This window comes from Methylophilus sp. OH31, assembly GCF_000576615.1.
Taxonomy (GTDB): Bacteria; Pseudomonadota; Gammaproteobacteria; order Burkholderiales; family Methylophilaceae; genus Methylophilus.
Genome location: NZ_BAUS01000004.1, coordinates 262,800 through 286,931 on the forward strand (window position 1 = coordinate 262,800; position 24,132 = coordinate 286,931).

Genomic DNA, 24,132 nt, shown 5'->3' on the forward strand with positions numbered 1-24,132 from the left:
CTTGATTTGCCTTGTGAGTCCCTGTTTGACTACTTCCCACGTATAGTCTAGCGGGTACAGGTCTGCAGTAAATAGCGGAATAATTGCAGGTTCGGTGCTTAGTTTTTTAAATTACTGCTCGTTTTGATTGATATTGCGATCAGCCTGATTAAAAAACCCTGCCGAAGCAGGGTTTTTTGGCGCAAAGCAATCCATGCTAGTGCGTGCAAAGCGCGTGGCAAATCAACTGGTAGCAAATGGTCATAAAACCGACGGTGGTGATGACGAAGCTGATGGCGGAAAATACTTTCCACTTGGTTTTGCTCCAGAAGTCCGGGTCAAACGCCGCAATCACAAACACGGTCGGGTTGGTAAAGCCACCAATCGCCACGCAGACACAGGCAAAATAGTGCAACTCAATACCTGCCGCTTTGGCCGCCCCAAAAAATCCCAGGTTAAACAGTGCCATCAAGGCATAGTCAACGTGGGCGCGTATCATGGTTTTGTAATCGACCAGAAAGTCACCATCTATGCCTTTGATGGGAAACCAGCGCGCGAATGTCATTAACCATGCTGACAGAATTAAAGCGGTAGTACAGGCCACGGCCCCTATGAGTAAAGCTTCCATTATGATCTCTCCTGAGTTCCTGATTGAAATAAATCCCGTATGTTTTTATAGTCGGGTGACATGATTGTAGACAGGTCTGTCTATTTGTCAATGGCAGGCAGTTGCAAAACTTTGTTTTGCTTGCGTTATCAGGTGTTTTCGCGCACAATTCGTCCGTTGCTAGGGGTCTGTAAATCCTTCATTTATTGAAAGTTTTGCAGTGAGAGTTACCCTTCGAACCTGATGTGGTTAATACCACCGTAGGGAATGCAAACCTTCACATGCATCCTTACGTCTTTTTCTTTTAAGGATGCCAATGAACGCTATTGATAAAAATATCAAGTTCGTCAACGCTGATGCCAAAGTTGACGAAGCTGCTACCAAACCGTTTGCCAAATCGCGCAAAATCTACGTTGAAGGTTCCCGCCCTGATATCCAGGTGCCATTCCGTGAAATTTCATTGAGTGATACACCGTCCAGTTTTGGCGGTGACACGAATCCACCTGTCGTGGTCTACGACACTTCAGGCCCTTACACTGACACGACGGTCGAGATTGATATCCGTAATGGTTTGCCAGCACTGCGTGCGTCATGGATTATGGAGCGTGGCGATGTGGAGCAGCTGGATGGCCCGACCTCAGAGTTTGGTCATCAGCGCCTGGTCGATCCACAGTTGGCAGAAATGCGTTTTAACCTGCACCGCAAACCATTGCGGGCAAAGGCTGGCCAGAACGTGAGCCAGATGCACTATGCGCGTAAAGGCATCATTACGCCTGAGATGGAGTTTATCGCTATCCGCGAAAACCAGCGCCGTGAAAACATGAGCGAATTGCTGCAAACACAGCATCCCGGCCAGAATTATGGCGCCAGCATTCCATCAGTGATCACGCCAGAGTTTGTGCGTGACGAAGTGGCCCGTGGCCGCGCCATTATCCCAGCTAACATCAACCACCCGGAAATCGAGCCGATGATTATTGGCCGTAACTTCCTGGTCAAAATCAACGCCAACATCGGTAACTCAGCCCTTGGTTCTTCGATCTCTGAAGAAGTAGAGAAAATGGTATGGGGCACGCGTTGGGGCGGCGATACCGTAATGGATCTGTCTACCGGTAAAAACATCCACGAAACCCGTGAGTGGATTATCCGTAACTCACCTGTGCCGATTGGTACCGTGCCTATCTACCAGGCGCTGGAAAAAGTAAACGGCAAGGCAGAGGATTTAACTTGGGAAATCTTCCGCGATACGCTGATCGAGCAGGCAGAGCAAGGTGTGGACTACTTCACCATTCATGCAGGTGTGCGTTTAGCGTACATCCCGATGACCGCAAAACGTATGACCGGTATCGTGTCACGCGGTGGCTCCATCATGGCGAAATGGTGTCTGGCGCATCACCAAGAATCCTTCCTGTATACGCACTTCGAAGATATCTGCGAAATCATGAAGCAGTACGATGTGTCTTTCTCACTGGGTGATGGCTTACGTCCTGGCTCTATCTACGATGCTAACGATGAAGCGCAATTTGCAGAACTCAAAACCTTGGGCGAACTGACGCAAATCGCCTGGAAGCACGATGTGCAATGTATGATCGAAGGTCCAGGCCACGTGCCTATGCACCTGATTAAAGAAAACATGGACCTGCAACTGGAACACTGTGGTGAAGCTCCGTTCTACACATTGGGGCCTTTAACTACCGACATTGCACCAGGTTATGACCACATTACTTCCGGTATCGGCGCTGCCATGATTGGCTGGTACGGCTGTGCCATGCTGTGCTACGTCACACCAAAAGAGCACTTGGGCTTGCCGGACAAAGAAGACGTACGCGTGGGTATCATTACCTACAAAATTGCTGCGCACGCTGCAGACCTGGCAAAAGGTCACCCAGGCGCACAAATTCGTGACAACGCTTTATCAAAAGCACGTTTCGAATTCCGCTGGGAAGACCAGTTTAACCTCGGCCTAGATCCGGAAAAAGCCAAGGAATTCCACGACGAAACCTTGCCACAAGAGGGCGCAAAGCAAGCCCACTTCTGCTCCATGTGCGGCCCACATTTCTGCTCGATGAAGATCACACAAGACGTCCGTGATTATGCGGATAAGCTGGGGGTTGATGAACAAGCCGCCCTGCAAAAAGGTATGCAGGAAAAAGCGATTGAATTCGTGAAAAAAGGGAGCGAGGTTTATCAGAAGGTGTAACCTGTCTGATTAACGCTTAAAAGCCAGCAGCGATGCTGGCTTTTTTTATGGCTATTTGCGACACGTGCCAGACAATATGCGGCCTGTTTTCTGCAAAGTGCCTCGGGCACAACATCAGTCACGGTAACGGTGTTAAGGTTTGTCTATCTATGCCAAAGGGGTGTGCCATGTCGTCTATTCTGGATAATGTGCTGAAAGAATTACCTGCTTATTTGGGTAGTTTTACCCAGCTGCTGACGCAGCCAAAGCAACTGGTGCGTGACCATTTGCAGACTGACGATGCCAAAACCAGGCTGGAGCAGTCGATTGCATTCTTGTTACTCTCATTCACTATTGCGGTTGTGCTGGCGGTGGTGTTTCCCGAAATGACCAATCCTGTGCAATTGGCCAGTGATGAAGCAGGCATGGCCGCACATGCGCTGGCGGCGGTACGGTTATTGTTCGAATTATTGGGTTTGTCGGCGCTGGCTTATCTGGCGGCTAAAGTCGCGGGGGTACAAAGTGGTTTTCAGCGCTTTTTCGGGGTGATGTGTGCGGCTTGTGGCGTCATGCTGGTGATACAGGTATTGGCCGCCTCGCTCACCAATATCAGCCTGGCTGACCCGGTCACGGCAAAATCGTGGATCGCGCTGGAAAAAGGTATGGCAGAGCTCAAGCCCTTGCTGGAGCAGGGCGTGCTTTGCGCGACCAATGCCCAGACGGGTGACGTGAGTCCCAATGCGCAGCTGGGCACACAACTACAATCTCAGCTAGCGGCGTTGCAGGCCATTTATCTGCAGGCAACCGACCGGCCCTTGTTTAAGCTGGCGGCCGGACTGCAATTGCTGGCATTGCTTATTCTGCTGATCTGGTCAGGTCGGCTATGGGCGCTGTATCTGCAAGGCCATGCACTCAGTACCGGTAAGGTGGTATTGGCGACGGTATTGCTCGTTGTATTTACTGGTGCAGGCACGCTGGTGTATGAGCTGGTGAATGCCGGGCGCACCATGATGGACTTATACCGGCATTGCGGATGAATTATTTGGCAGGTATTTGCGGCGTTTATTCCCTGATTCTGTCATAGCAACCCGCGTTATAGTCCACCATCTACTCAAGCGGCTAAAGGGCATCCATCATGGCGGACAACCTGCAAAGCAGTATCGTACGAGACTTCCGGCAGACATTGTTGTGGCCGATACAGTTGATGACCGACCAGCACAGTGCTGGCGAGGTGCATTGTCCTTGGCAACTGCTAAAAGCCGCGCCTGACTCACCCTGGGTTGAGATACAAGACGAGTTTCTGCAGGCTTCTCCGTATTTGAGCGAAGCACGCTACCAGGAGTTTGTGACGTTTTTACCGTTTGCACAGCGCTTTTTGTATGGTGAAGGCAAACATGGACGTGAGTCTGGCGGCTATGGTGAGTCGCCCATCCATATTTTCACGCGTAGTGATATTCACCAGGTGCGTATTACCCTGCATGGCGAACCTGAGCCCATCGTCCTGCGGGTGTCTCACGTCGAGTTGTATTTCTTTTTTGATATTGATGTCGCCATGCTGGCATTTGAGGTGACAGGTAAAGACCTGCCATTGAAATCTGCCATGGAGGTGATGTACCGCCTGGGCCGGACTTACCCTAACTATTGGGATGATACGGGCGAAGGCGGTCACTGTGCCCAGTTGATTGAGTGGCTGGATCAGCAGGGTCAGGTGCTTGCGCGCTCTGATTATGAAGACAAAGCGCGTTATCTCTCTTATGTGAAAGAAAACCATGTGCCTTGCGTGTCGTTGCACTGGCTAGCGTTGCTGCATCCTTTGGTGCCCCATTATTCCGACCAGGCCGGAGCCTTACGCTACCGTGAAATTGAGTACCAGCGCATGCCCTTGATGGCCTACCTGTCGTTTGACGATGTCAGCCAGCTGAGTCGGGGCGACCTGATTCGCCTTGGACTGGTGTGCCAACCCTGGCATTCAGAAACCCTGCCATTTACCGAACACTTTTTGCAGGAATTCGAAAAGCATAATTGCTATGACCGCTATTGGGACGAAGCCCGGCAAGACCCGTGGAGTACTACCCGCATCATGTGTACCGGGCAAAACTTTGTCGTCGTCGGCAGTCATCAGCACCGCGTATTTACCAATGAGCGGACAGGCATCAAGCGCCATTACCAGAACCAGTATTTCCTGCTGTTTTTAATCGCACATTTTCAAAAAGCCGCTTTGCTGATGTTGTCAGACCGCATGGTGCAAGCTATTAGCCGCCTGGATATCCAGAGCGAAGATTCGGTGAAAAACTTCCGCAACCGTATCCGTAATGCTACTGCGGTATTTTTACGTTTTACGCATCGCTATTGGTTTGAAAACGTCTCAGACCAGGCTGTGGCTAAAGACCTGTTTTCACTGATGCTGAAACAACTTGATTCGGTGAGCCTGTTTGAAAAAACCCGCCGCCGCATTATGGACATGGCCGAGTATCTGGAAGGTGAGGAAATCAAGCGCCAGGCCGATACTGTCGTCCGCCTGACCGTCGTGACGATTCTGGGCCTGATTGGCACCATGACCACAGGTTTGCTGGGTATGAACCTGATTGACCTTACGCAAGCCAGCACGCTGGAGAAGTTGGCTTATTTCTCGGTTGTGTTTATTCCGGTCAGCTTGCTCACTTTCTACACGGTGATTAAATCTCGGCGGTTGTCATTGTTTCTGGATGCGCTTTCCAACGAGGGCGCAGGCTTGCGCTATAAATTGGCCAAGCTGCGCAGTGTCTGGGTCGGTAAGCTGGATGACAGGTAAAATATGCCTTACCTGGATGGCCGCGCCGGCTAACCCAACAGTTGTTAAAAAGTGAATCTTTGCGCTTAAACACTATCAAACCAAAACCAGCGAAATACTGGCAATATTGATAGGAGAACGACATGAGACGCAGGCTCTATTTTGTTTTACCCAATATTAGAAGTGCGCAAGCCATGATGAATGAGTTGCTGCTGGAACGAATTGATGAAGATCATATTCACTTTCATGCAAAAAATGAGCAGACCCTGGGTAACTTGCCTAAAGCCAACGCTGTGGAAAAATCTGATGTGGTTTACAGTGCGCTGGCGGGGTTTGTGTTTGGTGCCGTGTTCGGGCTGTTTGGCGGCATGCTGGCTTATTTGGTGCCCTGGTGGTTTGGTGAGGTCACGTTGATGGTGATCCCGTATTGCATGGTGTTGGGTGCCTTGTCATGTGCTGCCTGGGCAGCGACGGTGGCGACAGCCGCGCCCAGTTACCGGATAAAGGCATATTCTGCCCAAATTGAGCAGGGTAATATCTTGATGATCGTGTCTGTGCCCTTGCGCCGGTTGAGTGAGGTGCGTCAGCGGCTGATGCGACATCACCCGGAGGCTATGTATAGCGGCGTCTGGCCAGCAGAGCATCGGCTCTTTCCGTAAATATCGACTGATGAAATACAAAAGCCAGCATTGCTGGCTTTTGTATTTAACGGGCTTCTTTTAACCAGATCGGGCTAAGCTCAAAACTACCGCCCTCATGACTGACCAGGATTTGCCGGTCCTGGATGGTAAAGCTGATCGTCAGTCCGCGCGCAGCAGCGGCCGCCAATTGCTCAGTTTCGGGCAGGTTAATCACGGTCACATTGTCGTGTTTGAGTACCGCTTTATGGTTCTGATCCCACCACATGTCTGCCGTTCTGCCGCCATAGAGCACTTGCACTACCTGCGCTGACCGACCGCAGGCTTTGCGGATGTCGCGCTCATCAGGCAAGCCCACGCAAATCCAGCGTTCAATCGCTCCCGTCAGGTCTTTTTGCCAGAGGTCGGGTTCATCGTCTTCGCTCAGGCCTTTGCCAAACAGCAATGTTTCCTCTGCGTATAGTGCAAAGGCGAGCAGGCGCACCATCAAGCGTTCATCGGTCTCGGACGGGTGTTTGGCAAGCGTGAGATGATGTTGCTGGTAATAGTGCCGATCCATGTCAGCAATATTGACATCGATTTTATAAATGGTGGATTTCAGGGCCATGCGTCAGTGGGCTTGAGCGATAAAAGTAAAAGTGCTGCGAGTATAGCAAACATGCGCGTGCACATGGGGCTGGTGACGTATGTATCTGCCAGGGTACAACAAATTGCTTGCTTCTTTAAGCTGCCCATGTAAAATGAAAATGAAACGTTTTATTTTTATTTTATGCAAGCACTTTCATCCCCTAATCTCCCGGATGCGTCACCAATGAAAACCAAAGTCGGCCGTCCAAAATCAGGCACCGAGCAGGAGCGTCATATCTTGCTGCTGGAGCAGGCGTTAGCACTGTTCATGACAGAGGGCGTGACGCAAACCAGTGTGGCGCATATTGCCTCTGTGTGTGGGGTCTCGACGCGGACCATCTATGAGCGCTTCAGCAATAAATATGAATTACTGATTGCGGCCATGCGGCATATGGTGGAGCAGGATGTGTCTGCCATGGTGAAGGTAGAGGATCTGCCTAACCAGTCATTGCAGCAGGTACTGACCGATATTGGCCGCTTTGCGCTCAACCGCGTGATGGAGCCGCGCATGCTGTCATTTTTCCGTATCGGGATTGCCGAGGCGGCGCATATTCCTGAGTTATCACGTGCGATGAAAACAGTTGGGCCGCAGCGCATCCATCAGATGCTGGCGGATGTGTTCCGTTTTTACGCAGCGCGCGGCGAGTTACCCGCTCAGGATTTTATGCGGGCGGCGGAGTCATATTGTGAATTGCTCATTGCCGCGCCGCGGACCAAGGCACTGTTTGGTGTGCTGGAACCAGGCTGGGATGCAGAAGCGCATCTGGCATTTGTGGTGAATTTGTTTTTACGTGGATTAGAAGGAATGGAGCCGGGTCATGCAGCGTCATAAACACTGGTATTGGCTGTTGCTGTGTTTGCCGCTGGCGAGTTGCTCGGTGATTGACGAATATATTCGCCCAAAACCAGTGACTGCCGAGCAGTGGCAAGCCCCTTTGCCGCACAGTGGCAGCGTGGCTGCATTAACAGACTGGTGGGCACAATTTAACGACCCGGTGCTCAACCAACTACTAGGTGAGGCGCAAAAAGAAAGTCCTTCGCTGGAGATCGCGCTGGCCAATATCCGTGTGGCGCGCGCCAACGTACTATCCGCACGTGCGCAAGGTATTCCGGATTTAACCAGCACTGGCAGCGTCACCAAGAGCAAAGGCGGTGGCGGTAACGCCGCTTTTCCCTCCAGCACCATAGAAATCGATTCCGTGTCGCTGGATGCCAGTTGGGAGATCGACCTGTTTGGTAAAGTGAAAGCGGCAAAACAGGCGGCCAAAGCGCAACTCGAGTCGAAAAAGATTGCCTGGCATGATGCACGCCAGACTTTGGCGGCGGAAGTCGCTAATAACTATGTCAATTATCGTGCTTGCCAGGCCTCAGCGCAGGCGTTACAGCAGGCTTACGATTCACGTTATGAGACCGCGCGTTTGACAGGCATTTCAGCCAAGGCCGGCTTTTCCGCCCCGTCTGATCTGGCACTGGCAGAGGCAGCCACGCGGGCCAGCGAGTCGACGCTGGATGGTCAGCAAGCGGAATGTGAGGGGCTCATCAAGGCATTGGTTGAACTCACCAATTTGCCAGAGCCTGCATTGCGTAATTTACTAGCTACAGGCAAGGGCATGCCGGAGCCTGTGATGTTTGATGTCAGTGCGCTCCCGGCAAATCTGCTGACCCGTCGTCCAGACCTGGCGATTGACGAGCGCAACTTGGCTGAAGCTAGCGCCAATATTGGCGTCTCTAAAGCACAAATGTATCCGAGTCTCAGCCTGACAGGCTCTATTGGTTACCGCCGGACGAATTTTAACGGCATGGTTACCCGCACTGATTCCTGGTCTTATGGCCCTTCACTCAAGTTGCCTATTTTTGATGGCGGCACCTTACGCGCAGACCTGGCCGAGGCCCGTGCGAATTACGATAGCCTGCTTGCCACCTATCAACAGGACGTGCGCAAAGCTGTGAAAGAGGTTGAGCAGGCGCTCGTTAACCTGGATAGTGCGACGCGGCGCGCACTGTCTGAACAAGCCAGTGCGCAGCAATATCAGCAATATTTTAAAGCGGCTGAAATCAACTGGAGGTCTGGCGGCCTGGATTTGCTGTCGCTGGAAGATGCGCGGCGCCAAAAAATCAACGCTGAACTCAATGTGATTACGCAGCAAAAGAATCGGGTATTACAGTGGATCGCCTTGTATAAAGCCTTTGGCGGCGATTGGCTGGAAACACAAAAAACAGTTAAACCTCCACTGAAACCCATGGAGAAAAGGTAAGCATCATGGCAAATAAACTGACAAAAAAAACCAAGTTTCTAATCATTTCAGCGTTGCTGGTTGGCGTTAGTGTGTGGTTTTGGCAACATCCCTTACATCAGGCGGAGCTGGCCGAAAAACGCGGTAACCGGCAGCCGGTAGGCAGCACGGCTGCCAATCAACCGGCTGAGCATGGCCAGGCCACCAAAGCTGCACTGAGTGTGGAGCTGACGCGTCCAGCGATTGTGCAATGGCCGATGACATTGGTGCTCAATGGCAGTATTTATCCATGGCAGGAGGCGCTCGTTAGTGCAGAGATCGCGGGTTTGCGTATTCAGCAGGTGTTGTCTGACGTGGGTGCGCAGGTCAGCAAGGGGCAATCGCTGGTCTTATTGGCCGATGAAACGGTGAAAGCCGATATGCAAAAGCAATTAGCCACGGTTGAAAAAGATAAAGCCGCGCTGGCCGAGGCTAAAAGCAATGCGGATCGTGCGCGTGAAATCAAAGACAGCGGAGCATTGTCGGCACAAAAAATTAATGAATATATGATTGCTGAACAAACTGCCAGGGCCAATCTGGCCTTGTCCGAGGCTGAGCTGGAAAACCAGAAGATCCGCCTGCGGCAAACCAAAGTGGTGGCGCCGGATGATGGTGTGATTTCGTCCCGTTCTGCCAATCTGGGCAATGTGGTGTCTGCGGGCACCGAGTTGTTCCGGCTGGTGCGCCAGGGGCGTATTGAGTGGCGGGGCGAGGTGAATGCCGATCAGCAAATGGCCTTGCGTGCGGGCCAGGCGGTGCGTCTGAATTTGTCTGGCGGTAAAGCGGTGACGGGCAAGGTGCGCCTGATTTCGCCCACGGTCGATAGCAATACGCGTAATGCGCTGGTGTATGTGGACATTCCTAAAGACAGTGCCAAACCTGGCATGTATGTGCAAGGCCAGGTCGATATTGGCCAGCAGCAAGGCATGGCTGTGCCATTGGGGGCGGTGACTTACCGCGATGGGTTTGCCTATGTATTTGAATTGACGGCTGCCGATGCGCAGGGTTTGCGCAAAGTGATTCAGCGCAAGGTGCAAACCGGCCGCACTCGTGGCGAGCAGATTGAGTTGCTGAGTGGCGTGACTGCCGAGGCGTCCTTGGTATTGAGTGGCGGTGCCTTTTTAAATGATGGTGATACGGTCAAAGTCATCACCATGACCAAGCGCGGGGCTGAAGTATGAATTTTTCTGCCTGGTCTATCCGTAACCCGGTACCGGCCATTTTGCTATTTGTGGTACTGAGCTTTCTTGGTCTCAAATCACTTAACCAGTTAGGCAAACAAAACTTTCCTGATATTGAGTTGCCCGTGATCACCGTGGGCGCGACGCTGGAGGGCGCTGCGCCACCGCAACTTGAGACTGAAGTGGCACGCAAGATCGAAGACAAGATTGCGACCATCGGTGGTATTGAGCACATGACCACCACCATCACCGATGGTAGTGTCAGCATCGCGGTGCAATTCACGATTGATACCAACAGTGAAGAAGCATTGAACCTGGTGCGCAATGCGGTCGATAGTGCCCGTTCTGAACTGCCTGCCGCTGTGACCACGCCTACGGTTTCCAAGCTCACCACCTCAGGTAGTGCTATTTTGACCTTTGTCGCTTCAGCCGAGAATATGGACGAAGGCGAGCTGTCGTGGTTTGTTGACAATGAAGTCAGCAAAGCCATGCTGGCGGTGAACGGTGTGGGCAAGATTACGCGTACCGGTGGCGTAGACCGCGAGGTACAGGTGAATCTGGACCCTACCTTGATGGCCGGTTTGGATGTGGATGTCAGCGATGTGTCGGCGCAGCTCAAGCGCGTGCAGCAAGACGCTTCGGGCGGGCGTGGTGATATCGGTGACAATATCCAGTCGGTGCGCACACTGGGTGCGCTCCACAGTGCAGACGAGGTGCGCCATCTGGATATTCCGCTCGGTGATGGCCGCCATATCAAGTTGTCGCAAGTGGCCGAGGTGCTTGATACCTATGCCGAGCGCACCACCTATGCCAGTTATGATGGCAAACCGGTCATTCGCTTTGAAATTACGCGCAGCAAAGGCACCAGTGAAGTCACGGTGGCCAAAGATGTACGCGCGGCGCTGGAGAAATTTGAGCAACTGCATCCGCAGGTGAAGATTATCGAAGCGTTTAACATGGTGAAGCCGGTAGAAGACAACTACGAAGGCTCCATGCACCTGCTGTATGAAGGTGCGCTGCTGGCCATCCTGGTGGTCTGGTGGTTCTTGCGCGATTGGCGCGCCACGATTATTGCCGCCGTGGCCTTGCCGCTGTCTATGATTCCTACGTTTGCGTTTATGCAATATTTGGGCTTTTCGCTCAATGTGTTGACCTTGCTGGCGATGGCCCTGGTGGTCGGGATTTTGGTCGATGACGCCATTGTGGAGATTGAAAATATTGTGCGCCACTTGCGCATGGGTAAAACGCCGTATCAGGCCGCGATGGAAGCCGCTGATGAAATTGGCTTTGCCGTGATTGCAACCACATTTACGCTGGTGGCGATTTTCCTGCCAACGGCGTTTATGGGCGGTATTCCTGGCAAGTTTTTCAAGCAGTTTGGTATCACGGCGGCCATCGCCATTCTTGGCTCATTGGTGGTGGCGCGGTTGTTAACGCCCATGATGTCTGCTTATCTGCTCAAGCCGCATGCAGCTAAAGAGGAAGAAGACTCTTCGTCCATGCGCGTGTATTTGCGTTGGGTGGGCTGGTGTTTGCAGCACCGCAAAACCGTCGTGACAGGCTTTGTGCTGTTTATTGTCGGCTCACTGAGCCTGATGCCTTTGCTGCCTAAAGGCTTCGTGCCTTCTTCTGACAGCAGCCAGACCAAGGTCAATATTGAGTTGCAACCGGGCACGCCTCTGGCGCAAACCCGGCAGGTGGTGCAGATGGCCGAACACATCGTCAAGCAGCATCCAGAAGTGAAGGCCGTGTTTAGTGCGGCAGGTTCTGCCAGCACCGGCGGCGGCGGGCCGAATGCTGCGCAAAATACGACTGATGTGCGTAAAGGCAGCCTGGTGATCAGCCTGACGGACCGTAGCGAGCGCAAGCAAAAGCAATCTGAAATTGAAGCGGACTTGCGTGAGCGGCTGAAAAACCTGCCAGGCGCGCGCGTGACCGTCGGTATCGGCGAGTCCGGTGAGAAGCTGCAAATTACGCTGGCTAGTGACGATGCCAATGCCCTGACCAGTGCCAGCCAGCAGTTGCAGCAGCAATTGCGCACCTTGAGTGGCGTCGGCAATATTACGTCCAGTGCCAGTTTGCAGCGGCCAGAGGTGCAGATTATTCCCGATGTCGACAAAGCAGCTGAGTTAGGCGTCACTGTGGAGTCGATTGCGCAAGTGATACGCGTGGCAACATCGGGCGACTTCACCAATACCATGCCCAAGTTGAATTTACCGCAGCGCCAGGTGCCAATCCGGGTGCGCTTGGGCCCTAGCGTGCGTAGCAGTCTGCAAGAAATCGCGCAGCTACGCGTGCCGTCGCGTAATGGCAGCGTCAGTCTGGAAACCGTGGCGACTGTGCGCATGGGCAGCGGCCCACAGCAAATTGACCGTATGGACCGCATGCGCAATGTCACCTTTGATATTGAGCTGAATAAACGCCAGATTGGTGAAGTGTTGCGCGAAGTGCAGCAACTGCCTGCCATGCAGAACCTGCCGCCGAGTGTGAAACAACTCGAAGCGGGCGATGCCAAGCGCATGAATGAACTGTTCAGCAGTTTTGGCGGCGCTATGATTATCGGTGTGATGTGCATCTATGTGGTGCTGGTGCTGTTGTTTGGCGATTTCTTGCAGCCAGTGACCATTCTGGGCGCGTTGCCGTTGTCATTGGGGGGCGCCTTTTTTGCCCTGCTGGTGACACATAACAGCTTCTCTATGCCGAGCGTGATTGGCTTGTTGATGCTGATGGGCGTCGTCACCAAAAACTCTATCTTGCTGGTGGAATACACCATTATGGCGCGAAAAGAGCGCAAATTGAGTCGATTTGACGCCATTATCGACGGCTGCCATAAACGTGCACGGCCGATTATCATGACGACGATTGCCATGGCGGCCGGTATGATGCCGATTGCGCTAGGCTGGAGTGCAGACCCGAGTTTCCGCTCGCCTATGGCGATTACGGTGATTGGTGGGTTAATTACTTCAACCTTGCTCAGTCTGGTGGTGATTCCGGTGTTGTATACCTATGTGGATGATTTGTTGGGGTGGTTACGGGGTTTGGGGAGATTGGCGCGGAAGCACGTTTAATCCCTATTCACTTGCAAGTTAGCTTAAAACCAGGCGTGCTGAGAGGTGTGCCTGGTTTTTTATTTATGGATGGAAATCGGAGGGAAGGTAATTCTTTAGATGTGGGGTTGGCTGGTTGATTGGGAGATAGCTTTTCGCCTTTTCGGCGAGTTACTTTTCTTTGCTTGCACAAAGAACAAGTAACCAAAAGAAAGTGCACCCCAACTTCCGCTTCTTCCTTGCGCTACTCGGCTTGCCGGGCGTCCATCGAAACTCGCCCTGACAAGCCACACAGGATGTGGCTTGTTGCGGAACTCGGACAGCCGATGGCCGAAAACTCCCGCCAACCCTGCGTTGCTCGGCGCGGCAGATGGGGACCCCGAACACCTAAGGAACGCCACCATTAGTGCTTTTAACAAACCAATCTGTTTTTTGAATCGTTCAAATTGTTACGCTGTGAGTTTGGCGAGATAAATCCCATTCCATCACGCTGAGTAGCGGAGACAAAATAAGAGTAGAGGGAGCGACTGTCCGAATCCCGCAGCGGCTCACGTTTTGTGTGAGCTGCCAGGTTGAGTTTCGTGACCGGCTTATTTTGTTGAGCAACGCAAGGGAGCCGTCAGGCCGTGATGGCTGGGTGCCCTCCTCTTTGGTTACTTTCTGAGGGGCAAGCATCAGAAAGTGACTCGCCGAAAGGCGAAAAGGGACGCTTCTTACGAAGAGAGGCGTGTTACAAATAATTAGCTTTTAAGCGCACATTCCACACGCTCAACCACTATTTTTTGTAACTGATCTCTAATCTCAGTACTAAGTGGCTGCACCTCGGAATCCCGCATAAATTCTCCCCAGTGGCTATTCGGAAAATGCCTGTCACTCTCGAATCTAGGCAATACATGCCAATGCATATGCGGCGTTTTGTTGCCCAAACTGGCCAGGTTGATTTTGTCCGGCTGTATCACTTCACGCACGGCAGTTTCCACCGCAAACACCACTTTCATGGTGCGGGCGCGGTCGGCTGGCGGCAGATCAGTCATTTCTTTGAGGTGTGCAAGTAACTCGACGCGGCAATAGGCAGGATAGTCTGCGTCATGCAGTAACACCACGCGGCAGAAATCATCTTGCCACAGTAAGTCCTGCGATGTCGGCAGGCAGAGTGGGCACTGACTCATCAGGAAACTGCCAGCATTCTGTCTAGCGTCAACTTGGCCAGTTTGGCTTCGTGTTCTGGCACTTTGATCTGGTTAACCACATTGCCTTCAGCCAGATTTTCCAGGCACCAGGCCAGGTGTTGCGGGTCGATACGCGCCATGGTCGAGCATTCGCAGACGACGTGGCTCATAAACTGCACCAGTTTGTTTTGCGGTTTCATTTCTTCAGCCAGGCGGGTGACCAGGTTGAGCTCAGTGCCGACCAGCCATTTGGTGCCGGGCTCAGCTTCACTCACGGTGCGCAGGATATATTCGGTAGAACCGACATAGTCTGAGTTGATGCAGACTTCAAACGCGGTTTCCGGGTGCGAAATCACTTTGCCATCCGGGTGCTGGGCGCGGAACTGGTCGATATTCTGTTTGCGGAACATCTGGTGTACCGAGCAATGACCTTTCCATAACAGGATTTTGGCATCTTTGATTTGTTGCTCGGTCAGGCCACCCATGGGCAGGTCTGGATCCCACACCGGCATTTGCTCCAGTGGAATGCCCATTTTGTAGCCGCTCCAGCGACCCAGGTGCTGGTCGGGGAAAAACAGGATTTTTTCGCGTTGGCTAAAGCCCCATTCGAGGATTTTCGGCGCGTTGGTGCTGGTGCAGACGATGCCACCGTGCTCACCACAAAATGCTTTTAAGTCCGCGGCGGAGTTGATATAGGTGACCGGCGTGATGGTTTCATCAAAGTTGAGCACTTTACTCAGCTCGCGGTAGCTGCGCTCGACCTTGGCCAGGTTGGCCATGTCTGCCATGGAACAACCAGCAGCGAGGTCGGGTAGTACGACAATCTGCTCGGGGCGGCTCAGAATATCAGCGACCTCAGCCATAAAATGCACGCCAAGGAAGACGATGAACTCTGCATCCAGGCTGTCGCAATATTTGGACAGTTTTAAGGAGTCACCAGAGTAATCGGCATGTCGATAGACGCTTTCATGCTGGTAGTGGTGGCCCAGAATTACCAGGCGTTTGCCTAGCTTTTCGCGGGCTGCAAGGATACGCGCCTGACAATCATCGTCTTTGGCCGCTTGGAATTTATCAAATTGGATGGTGGCTGTTTGCATGCTTTAAGTGTATGGGCCAGGCCCGGTACGAAAAACGTTATTTTACAGCTGATTAGACTGAATCCCAATCATATTAGTGCCTGATAAAACCAGATTATGTTTCTCGCCCAGGCGCCGCAAGGCATCGACATTGGTCCAGCTGAATACTTTCTTTGCTGCTTCGCGCCAATCCAGCCATTCATAGCGTGTATGCTCGTCTGGCGCCAGTGTGACTGCCATGGCGGATGGCAGGCATAATCCAAACAGGTGTTCGGTGTTTTCGGTGACGCCAGGCGCGTAGCGGTGGCGCCAGTGCGGATAGATTTCATAGCTATTGCTAGCCTGCCAATCTTGAAAATCATAAGCCAGAGCATCCAGCCCGGTTTCTTCTTTCACTTCGCGGATGGCCGCCTGGTAGGGTGTTTCGCCAGTTTCTATACTGCCAGTGACCGACTGCCAGAAGCCTGCTTTGTCAGCGCGCTCCAGCAATAACACCTGCAAATCGGGCGTATGGATCAGAATCAGGGCAGAAACCGGGGTCTTGTAATGTTGTGTCATGCAAGTATTGTCTATAAACGCCGTTATATTGTCCATGATGGCATCTAATACTGAAAGTGCTTATTTCGTGTAGTGAAAGATTGTCGTAAGCCGTTCTGAGTATTATGATCAAAAAATAAAGTATCTAAAAATAGGGAATGATCAATGTTGAGGCGTCAGCTAGGCTGGGCATGTATCATGCTGATAGTGAGTGCGCGGTGTTTACTGGCTGCTGATGCCGCATCTACTGGTATTGCAGATCCTATCGTACTAAATCAATTGTCTTTGCGGCAGGCGGAGCAGCTGTTTGCAGGCGGAAACCGCGAGTTGCTGGCAGCCAAGCGCGCAGTTGAGGGCGCCGAGGCGGATACCCTGATCGCAGGACAACGGCCTAACCCGGTCCTGTCGCTAGGACTCTCCAGTGTTAACGTCAATCGTGGCCAGGGTAATATGAACCAGAACGGTTCCAACGGCCTGTGGGACAAAACCTATAACTCCGCGTTGCAAGTCAGTCAGTTGTACGAGCGTGGAAACAAGCGCGAGCTACGTACTGCCGTGGCCGAAAGTGCGGTGAAGGCTTCCGGCTTCGATTTCAAAGAAACTTATCGCCAGCAAGCCTTGGCGATGGCCACTGCTTATTTTGATCTCAAACTGGCGCAAGACACGTTGCTGATACAGCAGGCGAATGTCAGCTCTTATGACAAAACCTTGCAGGCGGCGCAACTGCGGCTAAAAGCGGGTGATGTGGCTTCGGCTGATGTCGCGCGCATTCGGGTGGATGCCCTGCGCGCCAGCAATGATTTACGGCAGGCAGAGGCCACCTTGCAGAAAGCGCAGGCCTTGTTAGCCTATTTGCTGGGTAAAGATCAGGATGCTGCCAGACTCTATGTATCTGACCCTTGGCCCAGCTTGGTTTCAGACCAGCTGGCAGGAACGGAAAGCAACTGGCTACCGCAACGTTCAGATGTACAAGCCGCTGAGGCGCGCATGGAGCAGGCGCAGCAGGCCAGAAAACTGGCCGAATCCCTCAAAACCAGGGACCTGACCTGGTCGCTGGCTTATCAACACTTCCCGGGCCAGGAGCCTGGCTCTGCGCCGGATACAGTGGGCGCCTCTGTCAGTATTCCGCTATTTACCAATTATCAATATGAAGGCGAAGCGGCGCGGGCCGAAGTGGATTACACCACTGCCATGGAAGCCAAAGAGCAGGTCAGGGCAGCAGCCGTGGCTGAAATGCGTCGTGCCAAAGCAGATTTGCAGGCAGCGGTGGATAAAAACCGTCGTTTTGACCAGAGTATTCTGAGAGAAGCGCAAAAAGCGGCTGATGCTGCCGAGTTTGCTTACCAGCATGGTGCCATGAGTGTGATGGACCTGCTGGATGCCAGACGTATTTTACGTGCCCTGCAACTGGAAGCCGCCAGTGTAAAAGCGGATTATGCCAAATCACTGTCTGCCTGGCTGGCCGCCACCCGCCAGGCTTTTACTTATCAAGACTAACACACTATGACCACGCCTAACTCTAAGCAAATATTCATGCGGGCCATGCCAAGCAGCGGCTATTTTTTAATTGTAATACTTGCTGGAGTAATGTTTTCCAGCCAGGCCAGTGCGGCAGACAAAAGTACTGGCAACACACGCGATGCCAATGAAATCGTACTGACTGCAGGATCGCCACAACTGACCAGCTTAAAGGTCGAGCCAGTGACAGAAATTCCGGTGCCAGTCACCGAGCCTTTGAATGGCAAGATTGTATTGGATGAGAACAGGACGGCGCGTATCTTTTCGCCAGTGGCCGGGCGGGCGCTGACCATCAAGGCGCAGGTGGGCGACAGCGTGAAAGCCGGGCAGACCTTGCTGGTGATGGATTCACCGGATGTGGGTGGTGCCGTGGCCGATGTGCGCAAAGCGCAGGCAGACATGCAGCTGAAGCAGCAGGCATTGGAGCGTAGCCGTATGCTGGTTGAAGGTGGCGTGTTGGCGAAGAAAGAGGTGGAAGTGGCGCAAGCCGATTGGGCGACTTCTCGCGCAGAATCGGCGCGCGCGACGGCCCGACTGAAAAATCTCGGGGTTTCAACTGCTGCCAATGATAATTACGCATTACGTTCACCGATTGCAGGCGTGGTGGTTGATCGCAAAATCAATCCTGGCAGTGAAGTGCGGCCAGATGCTGCAGAGCCTTTGTTTATTGTCACCGACCCTGGTCATTTATGGGCCAGCATTGATTTGCCAGAGCGCGACTTAAGCAGAATCTCGCAAGGGCAGAAACTGAGCGTAGAAGTCGATGCCTATCCTGATGAAGTGTTTAGTGGCGAGGTCAAAACCATAGGCGTCATGGTCGACCCGACCACGCGCCGTATCCCCGTGCGTTGTGTGGTGGAGAGCAATGGCAAACTGAAGCCGGAAATGTATGCGCGCATCACGCCATTGGACAACAGTCAGCACCGGGTGATTCGCTTGCCCAATAGCGCGCTGATTACAGAAGGCCTGTATAGCTATGTGTTTGTTGAAGAACGCCCTTTGCATTTTAAAAAGCGCAAAGTCACACTCGACCTGCAACGTCGGGAATATGCCACGGTAAAAGACGGTTTGAAGCCGGGTGAACGCGTGGTGGTCGGTGGTGCGATTTTATTGAATTCTGATTTATCAGTGAGTAAATAAAGCATGTTAAAAGGCTTGATCACTTTCTCGCTGCAACAACGCGTCTTCCTGCTGATCGGCGCGGTGGTGCTGACTATTTTTGGCTGGGTTGCCGTCCAGAATCTACCGATTGAAGCGTTCCCGGATGTGGAGGATGTGCATGTCATCATTGTCACGCAATCGCCCGGCATGGCGCCCGAAGAGGTGGAGCGGGTGGTTTCCTTACCCATAGAGCATGGTATGAGCGGGGTGCCTGGCCTGGCACAAATCCGCTCGGTGTCTATCACGGGTCTGTCGGTTGTCACCTTGACGTTTGCCGAACGCACCGAAGATTATTTTGCCCGGCAACAAGTGCTGGAGCGTTTGCAGGGCGTGAGTCTGCCGACAGGCTTGCAGCCAACCCTGGCGCCGTTGACGACGGCGGTGGGTGAAGTCTACCGCTACCTGGTGGAAGCCCCCAAAGACATGCCGCAACGTGAAGTGCGCGCGATCCAGGACTGGAAAATTATTCCGCAACTGCGCATGGTGCCTGGTGTGGCAGATATCACCAGCTTTGGCGGTACGGTCAAAGAGTATCAAATCAAGCTGGACCCTTATCGTCTGAAAAAGTTTGCCGTCAGCATTGACCAGGTCAATCAGGCCGTAGGCAACAACAGCAGCAACGTTGGTGGTGGCTTGATGCATCGTGGTGATGAATCGCTGGTGGTGCGTGGCATCGGCCTGTTTCACAGCCTGGATGATATTGCGCAATCGGTGGTAGACACACGTGACGGTAAACCCATTCTGGTGAGTGATCTCGGCCAGGTGGTGATTGGTGACCGGCCGCGTTCTGGCATTGTGTCGTTTAACCAGCAGGATGACATCATTGAAGGCATCGTGCTGATGACCAAGGGCCAAAATGCGGCCAAAGTGATTGAGGCTTTGCGTGCCAAGGTGGAGGTGGTCAATGAGTCATTGCCTGCCGGGGTGAAAGTGGTGCCATTCTATGACCGCACTGGCCTGGTACAACATACGGTACATACGGTGTCAGAAAACCTGATTGTCGGCGCCTTGCTGGTGGTGACGATTCTGGTGGTGTTTCTGCGTAACTGGCGTGCGGCACTGATTGTGGCCTCGGTGATTCCGTTGTCATTGCTGTTTGCCTTTATTGTGATGGATTTGCGTGGTGTGTCTGCTAACCTGATTTCACTGGGGGCGGTGGATTTCGGTATTATCATTGACAGCGCGGTCGTGCTGGTCGAAGCATTGATGGTGCGTTTGGCAGTGGCCGAGGTTGATAAAAATCCGACGCATACCGGCCTGGCCTGGCGCATGCAAACCTTGAAAAGTACGGCCATTGATATGGGGCATCCTATCCTGTTCTCCAAGGCCATCATCATTACCGCGTTTCTGCCTATTTTTACTTTCCAGCGGGTAGAGGGCAAAATCTTCTCGCCCATGGCGTTTACGCTCAGCTTTGCCTTGCTGGGCGCCATTATCCTGACCTTAACCCTGGTGCCAGCCTTACTGTCATACACCATGAGTCGCGAAGACATGGCGGAAAAGCACAGTGGCTGGATGCACAGATTGCAGGAGACTTATCGCAATATCCTGCTCAAAAGCAGCCAATCCCGGGCGCTGGTCGTGATTGCTTCAGTCGCGATATTGGTGGTATCTGTGGTATCTGCGCCTATGCTGGGTTCGGAGTTCTTACCCAAGCTGGATGAAGGCAATATCTGGCTCACGGTTGACCTGCCCCCTTCGGCCAGCCTGGAAAAAACCAAGGACGTCGAGCGCGAAATCAGGCGCATTCTCAATAGTTACCAGGAAGTGCGGTTAGTGGTTGCGCATGTCGGTCGCCCGGATGATGGCACAGACCCTAAGGGGCCATACCACATGGAAATTCTCGCCGATCTTAAACCACATAGCGAATGGAAGTTTGCCGATAAAGAAGCGCTGATTAAAGACATGTCGCGCCGCATTCACGAGATTCCTGGCGTGCCTACCAACTTTTCCCAAGTGATTCAGGACAGTGTGGAAGAAGCATTGTCCGGGGTAAAAGGTGAGATCGCCGTGAAGATTTTTGGGCCGGATTTGGCGATTCTTGAACAAAAGGCCGGAGAAGTGGTTGATGCCATGAATACGGTACGCGGCGCAACCGATGTCGCAGCGGTGCGTATTTCCGGCAACTCTGAGCTCGACATTACCCTGAATCGCAATCAGTTGTCGCGCTATGGCTTGATGGTTGGCGATGTGAACAATACGGTGCAAACGGCATTGGCAGGCAATCCGGCCAATACTTTTTATGACGGTGACCGCCATTTTGACGTCACATTGCGCTTAGACCGGCCATTCCGGGATTCTGTCGATGATATTGATGAATTGCCGATTGCCTTGCCTAATGGCGGCGGCAGTATTCCATTGAGCGAGGTGGCCGAGGTGACGATCAAGCAAGGGGCGTCGCGGGTGAGTCGTGAAGCGGGTGCGCGCATTGTGTCGATCAAGGCCAATATTACAGATAGGGACCAGGGCAGCTTCGTGAAAGAGGCGATGCAGACAGTTAAGGCGCAAGTAAAGTTGCCGCCGGGTTACACCATGACCTGGGGCGGCCAGTTTGAGAACCAGCAGCGCGCGATGAAGCGGCTGATGGTCATTGTGCCGTTGTCGGTATTGCTGATTTTTGTATTGCTGTTCTGGGCGTTTAAGTCGGTGAAAAATGCCTTGCTGGTATTGCTGATGATTCCGTTTACGCTGGTAGGTGGTCTGGCCGGGTTGGCCATTTCAGGTTTGCACCTGTCTGTGTCTGCGGCGGTTGGTTTTATTGCACTGGCAGGCATCTCGGTGCAAAACGGTGTGATTATGGTCGAGCAGATCAAAAACCTGATGCGTGAAGGACGCAGCGTGACTGAGTCTGTGATCGACGGTGCGGTGGCAAGATTACGCCCCATTTTAATGACGGCGCTGATGGCCGGGCTGGGCCTGATGCCTGCGGCACTTTCGCATGGCATTGGTTCAGAAACGCAGCGGCCTTTTGCGGTGGTGATTGTGGGTGGGTTGATTACCGCCACTTTGTTCACCTTGTTATTGCTGCCCTTGTTGTTCCCGTTGTTCTCAGATGTACGCCGTCGTAAATCGTAATGGATGATCTGGTTTTAGAAAACCAATATGGTGGTTTATTTCAGCCGACTGCGATTGCAGTTCAATCTATGAAAAAATTAATTGATTAATAATCAATGGCTTGTGGTTTTCGGGGAGTTGGCACGTTATATGCAGTTAGAGAGATAGTCACTCAGCTTGCAGGTTGGGCGACCTTGCAATCTCCAAAATGTAAGTATTGAAGCAAACTGCATATAACCACAACAATGAGCAATCGTTCCCCGATTATCCTTTCCCGAGGATATTGCTTGCCCCAAGCTTTCGAGCTTGGGTTTTTTTTGCCCAGAATGGTGTTTGATGAAATCCGCTTGATTAAGCCTGATTGCGCTTTTCGGCGTTGACCAGGTTTTTTGGCAACTGGAAAACGACGTTTTCGACCACGCCTTGTAGTTCTTCAACGTGGGCTGCGCCCATGTTTTGCAACGCAGCAATGACTTCCTTCACCAGCACTTCTGGCGCAGAGGCGCCCGCCGAGATACCGATCTTACGTTTGCCTTGTAACCACGCGGCTTGCAAATGGCTGGCGTTGTCGACCATATAGGCTTCTACGCCCTGGTTTTTCGCGACTTCGCGTAAACGATTGGAATTTGAGCTATTGGGTGAACCGACAATAATCACCAGGTCACAGTCTTTGGCCATGACTTTGACTGCGTCTTGCCGGTTTTGCGTGGCATAGCAAATGTCATCGCTCTTGGGTGCTTTAATCGTTGGGAAGCGCACTTTCAAGGCATTGATCACCTGCGTAGCATCATCGACGGACAATGTGGTTTGCGTCACATAGGCCAGTTTGTCCGGGTCTGTCACTTGCAGTGCGGCCACATCCTCAGGTGTTTCCACCAGGTGCATGCCTGCTTCAGACTGACCCATGGTGCCTTCTACTTCTGGATGGCCCTTGTGGCCGATCATGATGATTTCCATGCCATCTTTGCGCATCTTGGCCACCTCAATATGCACCTTGGTCACCAGCGGACAGGTGGCGTCAAATGCCGTCAGGCCGCGTGACTCTGCCTCTGCGCGCACGGCCTTAGACACGCCATGGGCGCTGAAAATGACGATGCTGCCTGCCGGAATTTTTTCCAATTCATCGACAAAAATTGCGCCTTTGTCACGCAATTGGCCAACGACAAATTTGTTGTGCACCACTTCATTGCGTACATAGATCGGTGCGCCGAACTTTTCCAGCGCCTGCTCGACAATGATGATGGCGCGGTCTACCCCGGCGCAAAAGCCGCGCGGGTTAGCCAGTACAATATTGGGTGTCACTTCTGTTTGCATAATGAATTCCGTCATAGGATGCTGCATTCTGCGCCTGCCAATACCAAGGTCAACCACAAGGTCTGGCAGGCATCAGGTATAATCTGCATTTTTGTTGCTCGTTGAAGCCCATGTTATGAAAAACACTGCTACCTTGCTGATTACCTGCCCGGATACCAAAGGGATTGTGGCGGCGATTGCGCAATTTTTGTATGAGCACAATGCCAATATTTTACACGCAGACCAGCATCAGGATGCGGAAAATAATCTGTTTTTGATGCGCGTGGAGTGGGACCTGACCAATTTCAATGTCGCCGTGGCTGACTTTGAGCAGGCGTTTGGCCCGATTGCCCTGCGTTTTGACATGACCTGGCAGCTCAAACTGTCCGAGCAAAAAACACGTACGGCGATCATGGTGTCGCAATATGACCACTGCCTGGTTGATTTGCTGCACCGCCACCATAGTGGCGAGCTGGCTTGCGATATTCCCTTGATTATCAGCAACCATAGAGACACCGAGAAGCTGGCACAGTTTTACGGCATTGATTTCCACTATCTGCCGATGAGTAAGGAAACCAAAGCCGAGGTTGAGGCTCAGCAATTTGCGCTGTTTGATCAATATGGCATCGATTTGATCGTGCTGGCACGCTATATGCAGATTTTGTCACCGGATTTTGTCGCGCGTTATCCGCAAAAAATCATCAATATTCATCATTCATTCCTGCCAGCTTTTATCGGCGCGCGCCCATACCACCGTGCATTTGAACGTGGGGTGAAGTTGATTGGGGCTACCAGCCACTATGTGACGGAAGTGCTGGATGAAGGGCCGATTATCGAGCAGGATCTGGCGCGGATTTCTCACCGTGACCAGGTTGAAGATTTAATCCAGAAAGGCCGTGACCTGGAACGGGTGGTGCTCTCCAAAGCCGTGCGCTGGCATATTGAGCATCGTATTTTGCTCTATGCGAACAAGACCGTGATTTTTGATTAAAACGGATGTACTGCAAATAAAAAACCGAAGCTTCA

18 protein-coding genes and 1 riboswitch are annotated in these 24,132 nt (G+C 52.5%); of the genes, 12 read left to right on the top strand and 6 right to left on the bottom strand.

The window, feature by feature from the left end; genetic code table 11:
- Positions 1-196: 196 nt before the first annotated feature.
- Positions 197-607 (bottom strand): hypothetical protein, encoded by a 411-nt coding sequence (locus OH31_RS07800; protein ID WP_024930287.1) that lies wholly within the window; start codon positions 605-607, stop codon positions 197-199.
- A gap of 151 nt (positions 608-758) precedes the next feature.
- Positions 759-871, top strand: a riboswitch (TPP riboswitch).
- A gap of 31 nt (positions 872-902) precedes the next feature.
- Here OH31_RS07800 and thiC point away from each other — a divergent pair.
- From thiC to OH31_RS07820, 4 genes are all read left to right on the top strand, one after another.
- Positions 903-2,783: a phosphomethylpyrimidine synthase ThiC gene (thiC, locus tag OH31_RS07805; protein ID WP_024930288.1), complete on the top strand. Its 1,881-nt coding sequence runs from the start codon at positions 903-905 to the stop codon at positions 2,781-2,783.
- A gap of 167 nt (positions 2,784-2,950) precedes the next feature.
- Entirely contained in the window at positions 2,951-3,799 is an 849-nt protein-coding gene (locus OH31_RS07810) for a hypothetical protein (protein ID WP_024930289.1), read from the top strand.
- Between the two features lie 98 nt (positions 3,800-3,897).
- On the top strand, positions 3,898-5,553 hold the full coding sequence (locus OH31_RS07815; RefSeq protein ID WP_024930290.1) for a hypothetical protein: 1,656 nt from the start codon (positions 3,898-3,900) through the stop codon (positions 5,551-5,553).
- Positions 5,554-5,675: 122 nt separating this feature from the next.
- Positions 5,676-6,191, top strand: coding sequence for a hypothetical protein (locus OH31_RS07820; protein ID WP_024930291.1), 516 nt, complete (start codon positions 5,676-5,678; stop codon positions 6,189-6,191).
- A 46-nt stretch (positions 6,192-6,237) separates the two neighbouring features.
- Here the strand turns inward: OH31_RS07820 and OH31_RS07825 are convergent, their stop codons facing one another.
- Positions 6,238-6,777, bottom strand: coding sequence for a YaeQ family protein (locus OH31_RS07825; protein WP_024930292.1), 540 nt, complete (start codon positions 6,775-6,777; stop codon positions 6,238-6,240).
- A 204-nt stretch (positions 6,778-6,981) separates the two neighbouring features.
- Between OH31_RS07825 and OH31_RS07830 the strand changes: the two genes are divergently transcribed.
- The 4 genes from OH31_RS07830 to OH31_RS07845 are packed head-to-tail and all read left to right on the top strand — an operon-like array spanning position 6,982 to position 13,319.
- Entirely contained in the window at positions 6,982-7,629 is a 648-nt protein-coding gene (locus OH31_RS07830; RefSeq protein WP_024930293.1) for a TetR/AcrR family transcriptional regulator, read from the top strand.
- Entirely contained in the window at positions 7,616-9,052 is a 1,437-nt protein-coding gene (locus tag OH31_RS07835) for an efflux transporter outer membrane subunit (RefSeq protein WP_024930294.1), read from the top strand. The genes OH31_RS07830 and OH31_RS07835 overlap by 14 nt, the downstream gene beginning before the upstream one ends.
- Before the next feature lie 5 nt (positions 9,053-9,057).
- Positions 9,058-10,251 (top strand): efflux RND transporter periplasmic adaptor subunit, encoded by a 1,194-nt coding sequence (locus OH31_RS07840; protein ID WP_024930295.1) that lies wholly within the window; start codon positions 9,058-9,060, stop codon positions 10,249-10,251.
- Positions 10,248-13,319 carry an efflux RND transporter permease subunit gene (locus OH31_RS07845; protein WP_024930296.1) on the top strand — a complete coding sequence of 1,024 codons (3,072 nt, stop codon included), beginning with the start codon at positions 10,248-10,250 and terminating at the stop codon, positions 13,317-13,319. Before OH31_RS07840 ends, OH31_RS07845 begins: the two co-directional genes overlap by 4 nt.
- Positions 13,320-14,038: 719 nt before the next feature.
- Here the strand turns inward: OH31_RS07845 and OH31_RS07850 are convergent.
- Genes OH31_RS07850 through nudB form a run of 3 tightly spaced genes read right to left on the bottom strand, consistent with a single transcriptional unit; the run spans position 14,039 to position 16,101 of the window.
- Positions 14,039-14,467, bottom strand: a complete 429-nt coding sequence (locus tag OH31_RS07850) for an HIT family protein (protein ID WP_024930297.1) — start codon at positions 14,465-14,467, stop codon at positions 14,039-14,041.
- Positions 14,467-15,564, bottom strand: coding sequence for a quinolinate synthase NadA (gene nadA, locus OH31_RS07855; protein ID WP_019880895.1), 1,098 nt, complete (start codon positions 15,562-15,564; stop codon positions 14,467-14,469). Before nadA ends, OH31_RS07850 begins: the two co-directional genes overlap by 1 nt.
- Before the next feature lie 42 nt (positions 15,565-15,606).
- Complete coding sequence (gene nudB, locus OH31_RS07860) at positions 15,607-16,101, bottom strand: dihydroneopterin triphosphate diphosphatase (RefSeq protein ID WP_024930298.1); 495 nt, start codon at positions 16,099-16,101, stop codon at positions 15,607-15,609.
- Between the two features lie 144 nt (positions 16,102-16,245).
- Between nudB and OH31_RS07865 the strand changes: the two genes are divergently transcribed.
- The 3 genes from OH31_RS07865 (at position 16,246) to OH31_RS07875 (ending at position 21,834) form a co-directional block, all read left to right on the top strand.
- Positions 16,246-17,577, top strand: a complete 1,332-nt coding sequence (locus tag OH31_RS07865; RefSeq protein WP_024930299.1) for a TolC family protein — start codon at positions 16,246-16,248, stop codon at positions 17,575-17,577.
- 90 nt (positions 17,578-17,667) lie between these two features.
- A complete protein-coding gene (locus tag OH31_RS07870) occupies positions 17,668-18,738 on the top strand; it encodes an efflux RND transporter periplasmic adaptor subunit (RefSeq protein ID WP_242402227.1) in 1,071 nt (356 codons plus the stop codon).
- A gap of 3 nt (positions 18,739-18,741) precedes the next feature.
- Positions 18,742-21,834, top strand: coding sequence for an efflux RND transporter permease subunit (locus OH31_RS07875; protein WP_024930301.1), 3,093 nt, complete (start codon positions 18,742-18,744; stop codon positions 21,832-21,834).
- A 330-nt stretch (positions 21,835-22,164) separates the two neighbouring features.
- Here the strand turns inward: OH31_RS07875 and ispH are convergent, their stop codons facing one another.
- Positions 22,165-23,142, bottom strand: a complete 978-nt coding sequence (gene ispH / locus OH31_RS07885; protein WP_019880902.1) for a 4-hydroxy-3-methylbut-2-enyl diphosphate reductase — start codon at positions 23,140-23,142, stop codon at positions 22,165-22,167.
- Positions 23,143-23,242: 100 nt separating this feature from the next.
- Between ispH and purU the strand changes: the two genes are divergently transcribed.
- Positions 23,243-24,097, top strand: a complete 855-nt coding sequence (purU, locus tag OH31_RS07890) for a formyltetrahydrofolate deformylase (protein WP_019880904.1) — start codon at positions 23,243-23,245, stop codon at positions 24,095-24,097.
- The last annotated feature ends 35 nt before the right edge of the window (positions 24,098-24,132 follow it).

Coding starts and splice junctions, on each gene's coding strand:
- OH31_RS07865 (WP_024930299.1), top strand. CDS start 16,246: ATGTTGAGGCGTCAGCTAGGCTGGGCATGTATCATGCTGATAGTGAGT.
- nadA (WP_019880895.1), bottom strand. CDS start 15,564: ATGCAAACAGCCACCATCCAATTTGATAAATTCCAAGCGGCCAAAGAC.
- OH31_RS07825 (WP_024930292.1), bottom strand. CDS start 6,777: ATGGCCCTGAAATCCACCATTTATAAAATCGATGTCAATATTGCTGAC.
- OH31_RS07810 (WP_024930289.1), top strand. CDS start 2,951: ATGTCGTCTATTCTGGATAATGTGCTGAAAGAATTACCTGCTTATTTG.
- OH31_RS07835 (WP_024930294.1), top strand. CDS start 7,616: ATGCAGCGTCATAAACACTGGTATTGGCTGTTGCTGTGTTTGCCGCTG.
- ispH (WP_019880902.1), bottom strand. CDS start 23,142: ATGACGGAATTCATTATGCAAACAGAAGTGACACCCAATATTGTACTG.
- OH31_RS07840 (WP_024930295.1), top strand. CDS start 9,058: ATGGCAAATAAACTGACAAAAAAAACCAAGTTTCTAATCATTTCAGCG.
- thiC (WP_024930288.1), top strand. CDS start 903: ATGAACGCTATTGATAAAAATATCAAGTTCGTCAACGCTGATGCCAAA.
- OH31_RS07850 (WP_024930297.1), bottom strand. CDS start 14,467: ATGAGTCAGTGCCCACTCTGCCTGCCGACATCGCAGGACTTACTGTGG.
- OH31_RS07815 (WP_024930290.1), top strand. CDS start 3,898: ATGGCGGACAACCTGCAAAGCAGTATCGTACGAGACTTCCGGCAGACA.
- purU (WP_019880904.1), top strand. CDS start 23,243: ATGAAAAACACTGCTACCTTGCTGATTACCTGCCCGGATACCAAAGGG.
- OH31_RS07830 (WP_024930293.1), top strand. CDS start 6,982: ATGAAAACCAAAGTCGGCCGTCCAAAATCAGGCACCGAGCAGGAGCGT.
- nudB (WP_024930298.1), bottom strand. CDS start 16,101: ATGACACAACATTACAAGACCCCGGTTTCTGCCCTGATTCTGATCCAT.
- OH31_RS07875 (WP_024930301.1), top strand. CDS start 18,742: ATGTTAAAAGGCTTGATCACTTTCTCGCTGCAACAACGCGTCTTCCTG.
- OH31_RS07845 (WP_024930296.1), top strand. CDS start 10,248: ATGAATTTTTCTGCCTGGTCTATCCGTAACCCGGTACCGGCCATTTTG.
- OH31_RS07820 (WP_024930291.1), top strand. CDS start 5,676: ATGAGACGCAGGCTCTATTTTGTTTTACCCAATATTAGAAGTGCGCAA.
- OH31_RS07870 (WP_242402227.1), top strand. CDS start 17,668: ATGTTTTCCAGCCAGGCCAGTGCGGCAGACAAAAGTACTGGCAACACA.
- OH31_RS07800 (WP_024930287.1), bottom strand. CDS start 607: ATGGAAGCTTTACTCATAGGGGCCGTGGCCTGTACTACCGCTTTAATT.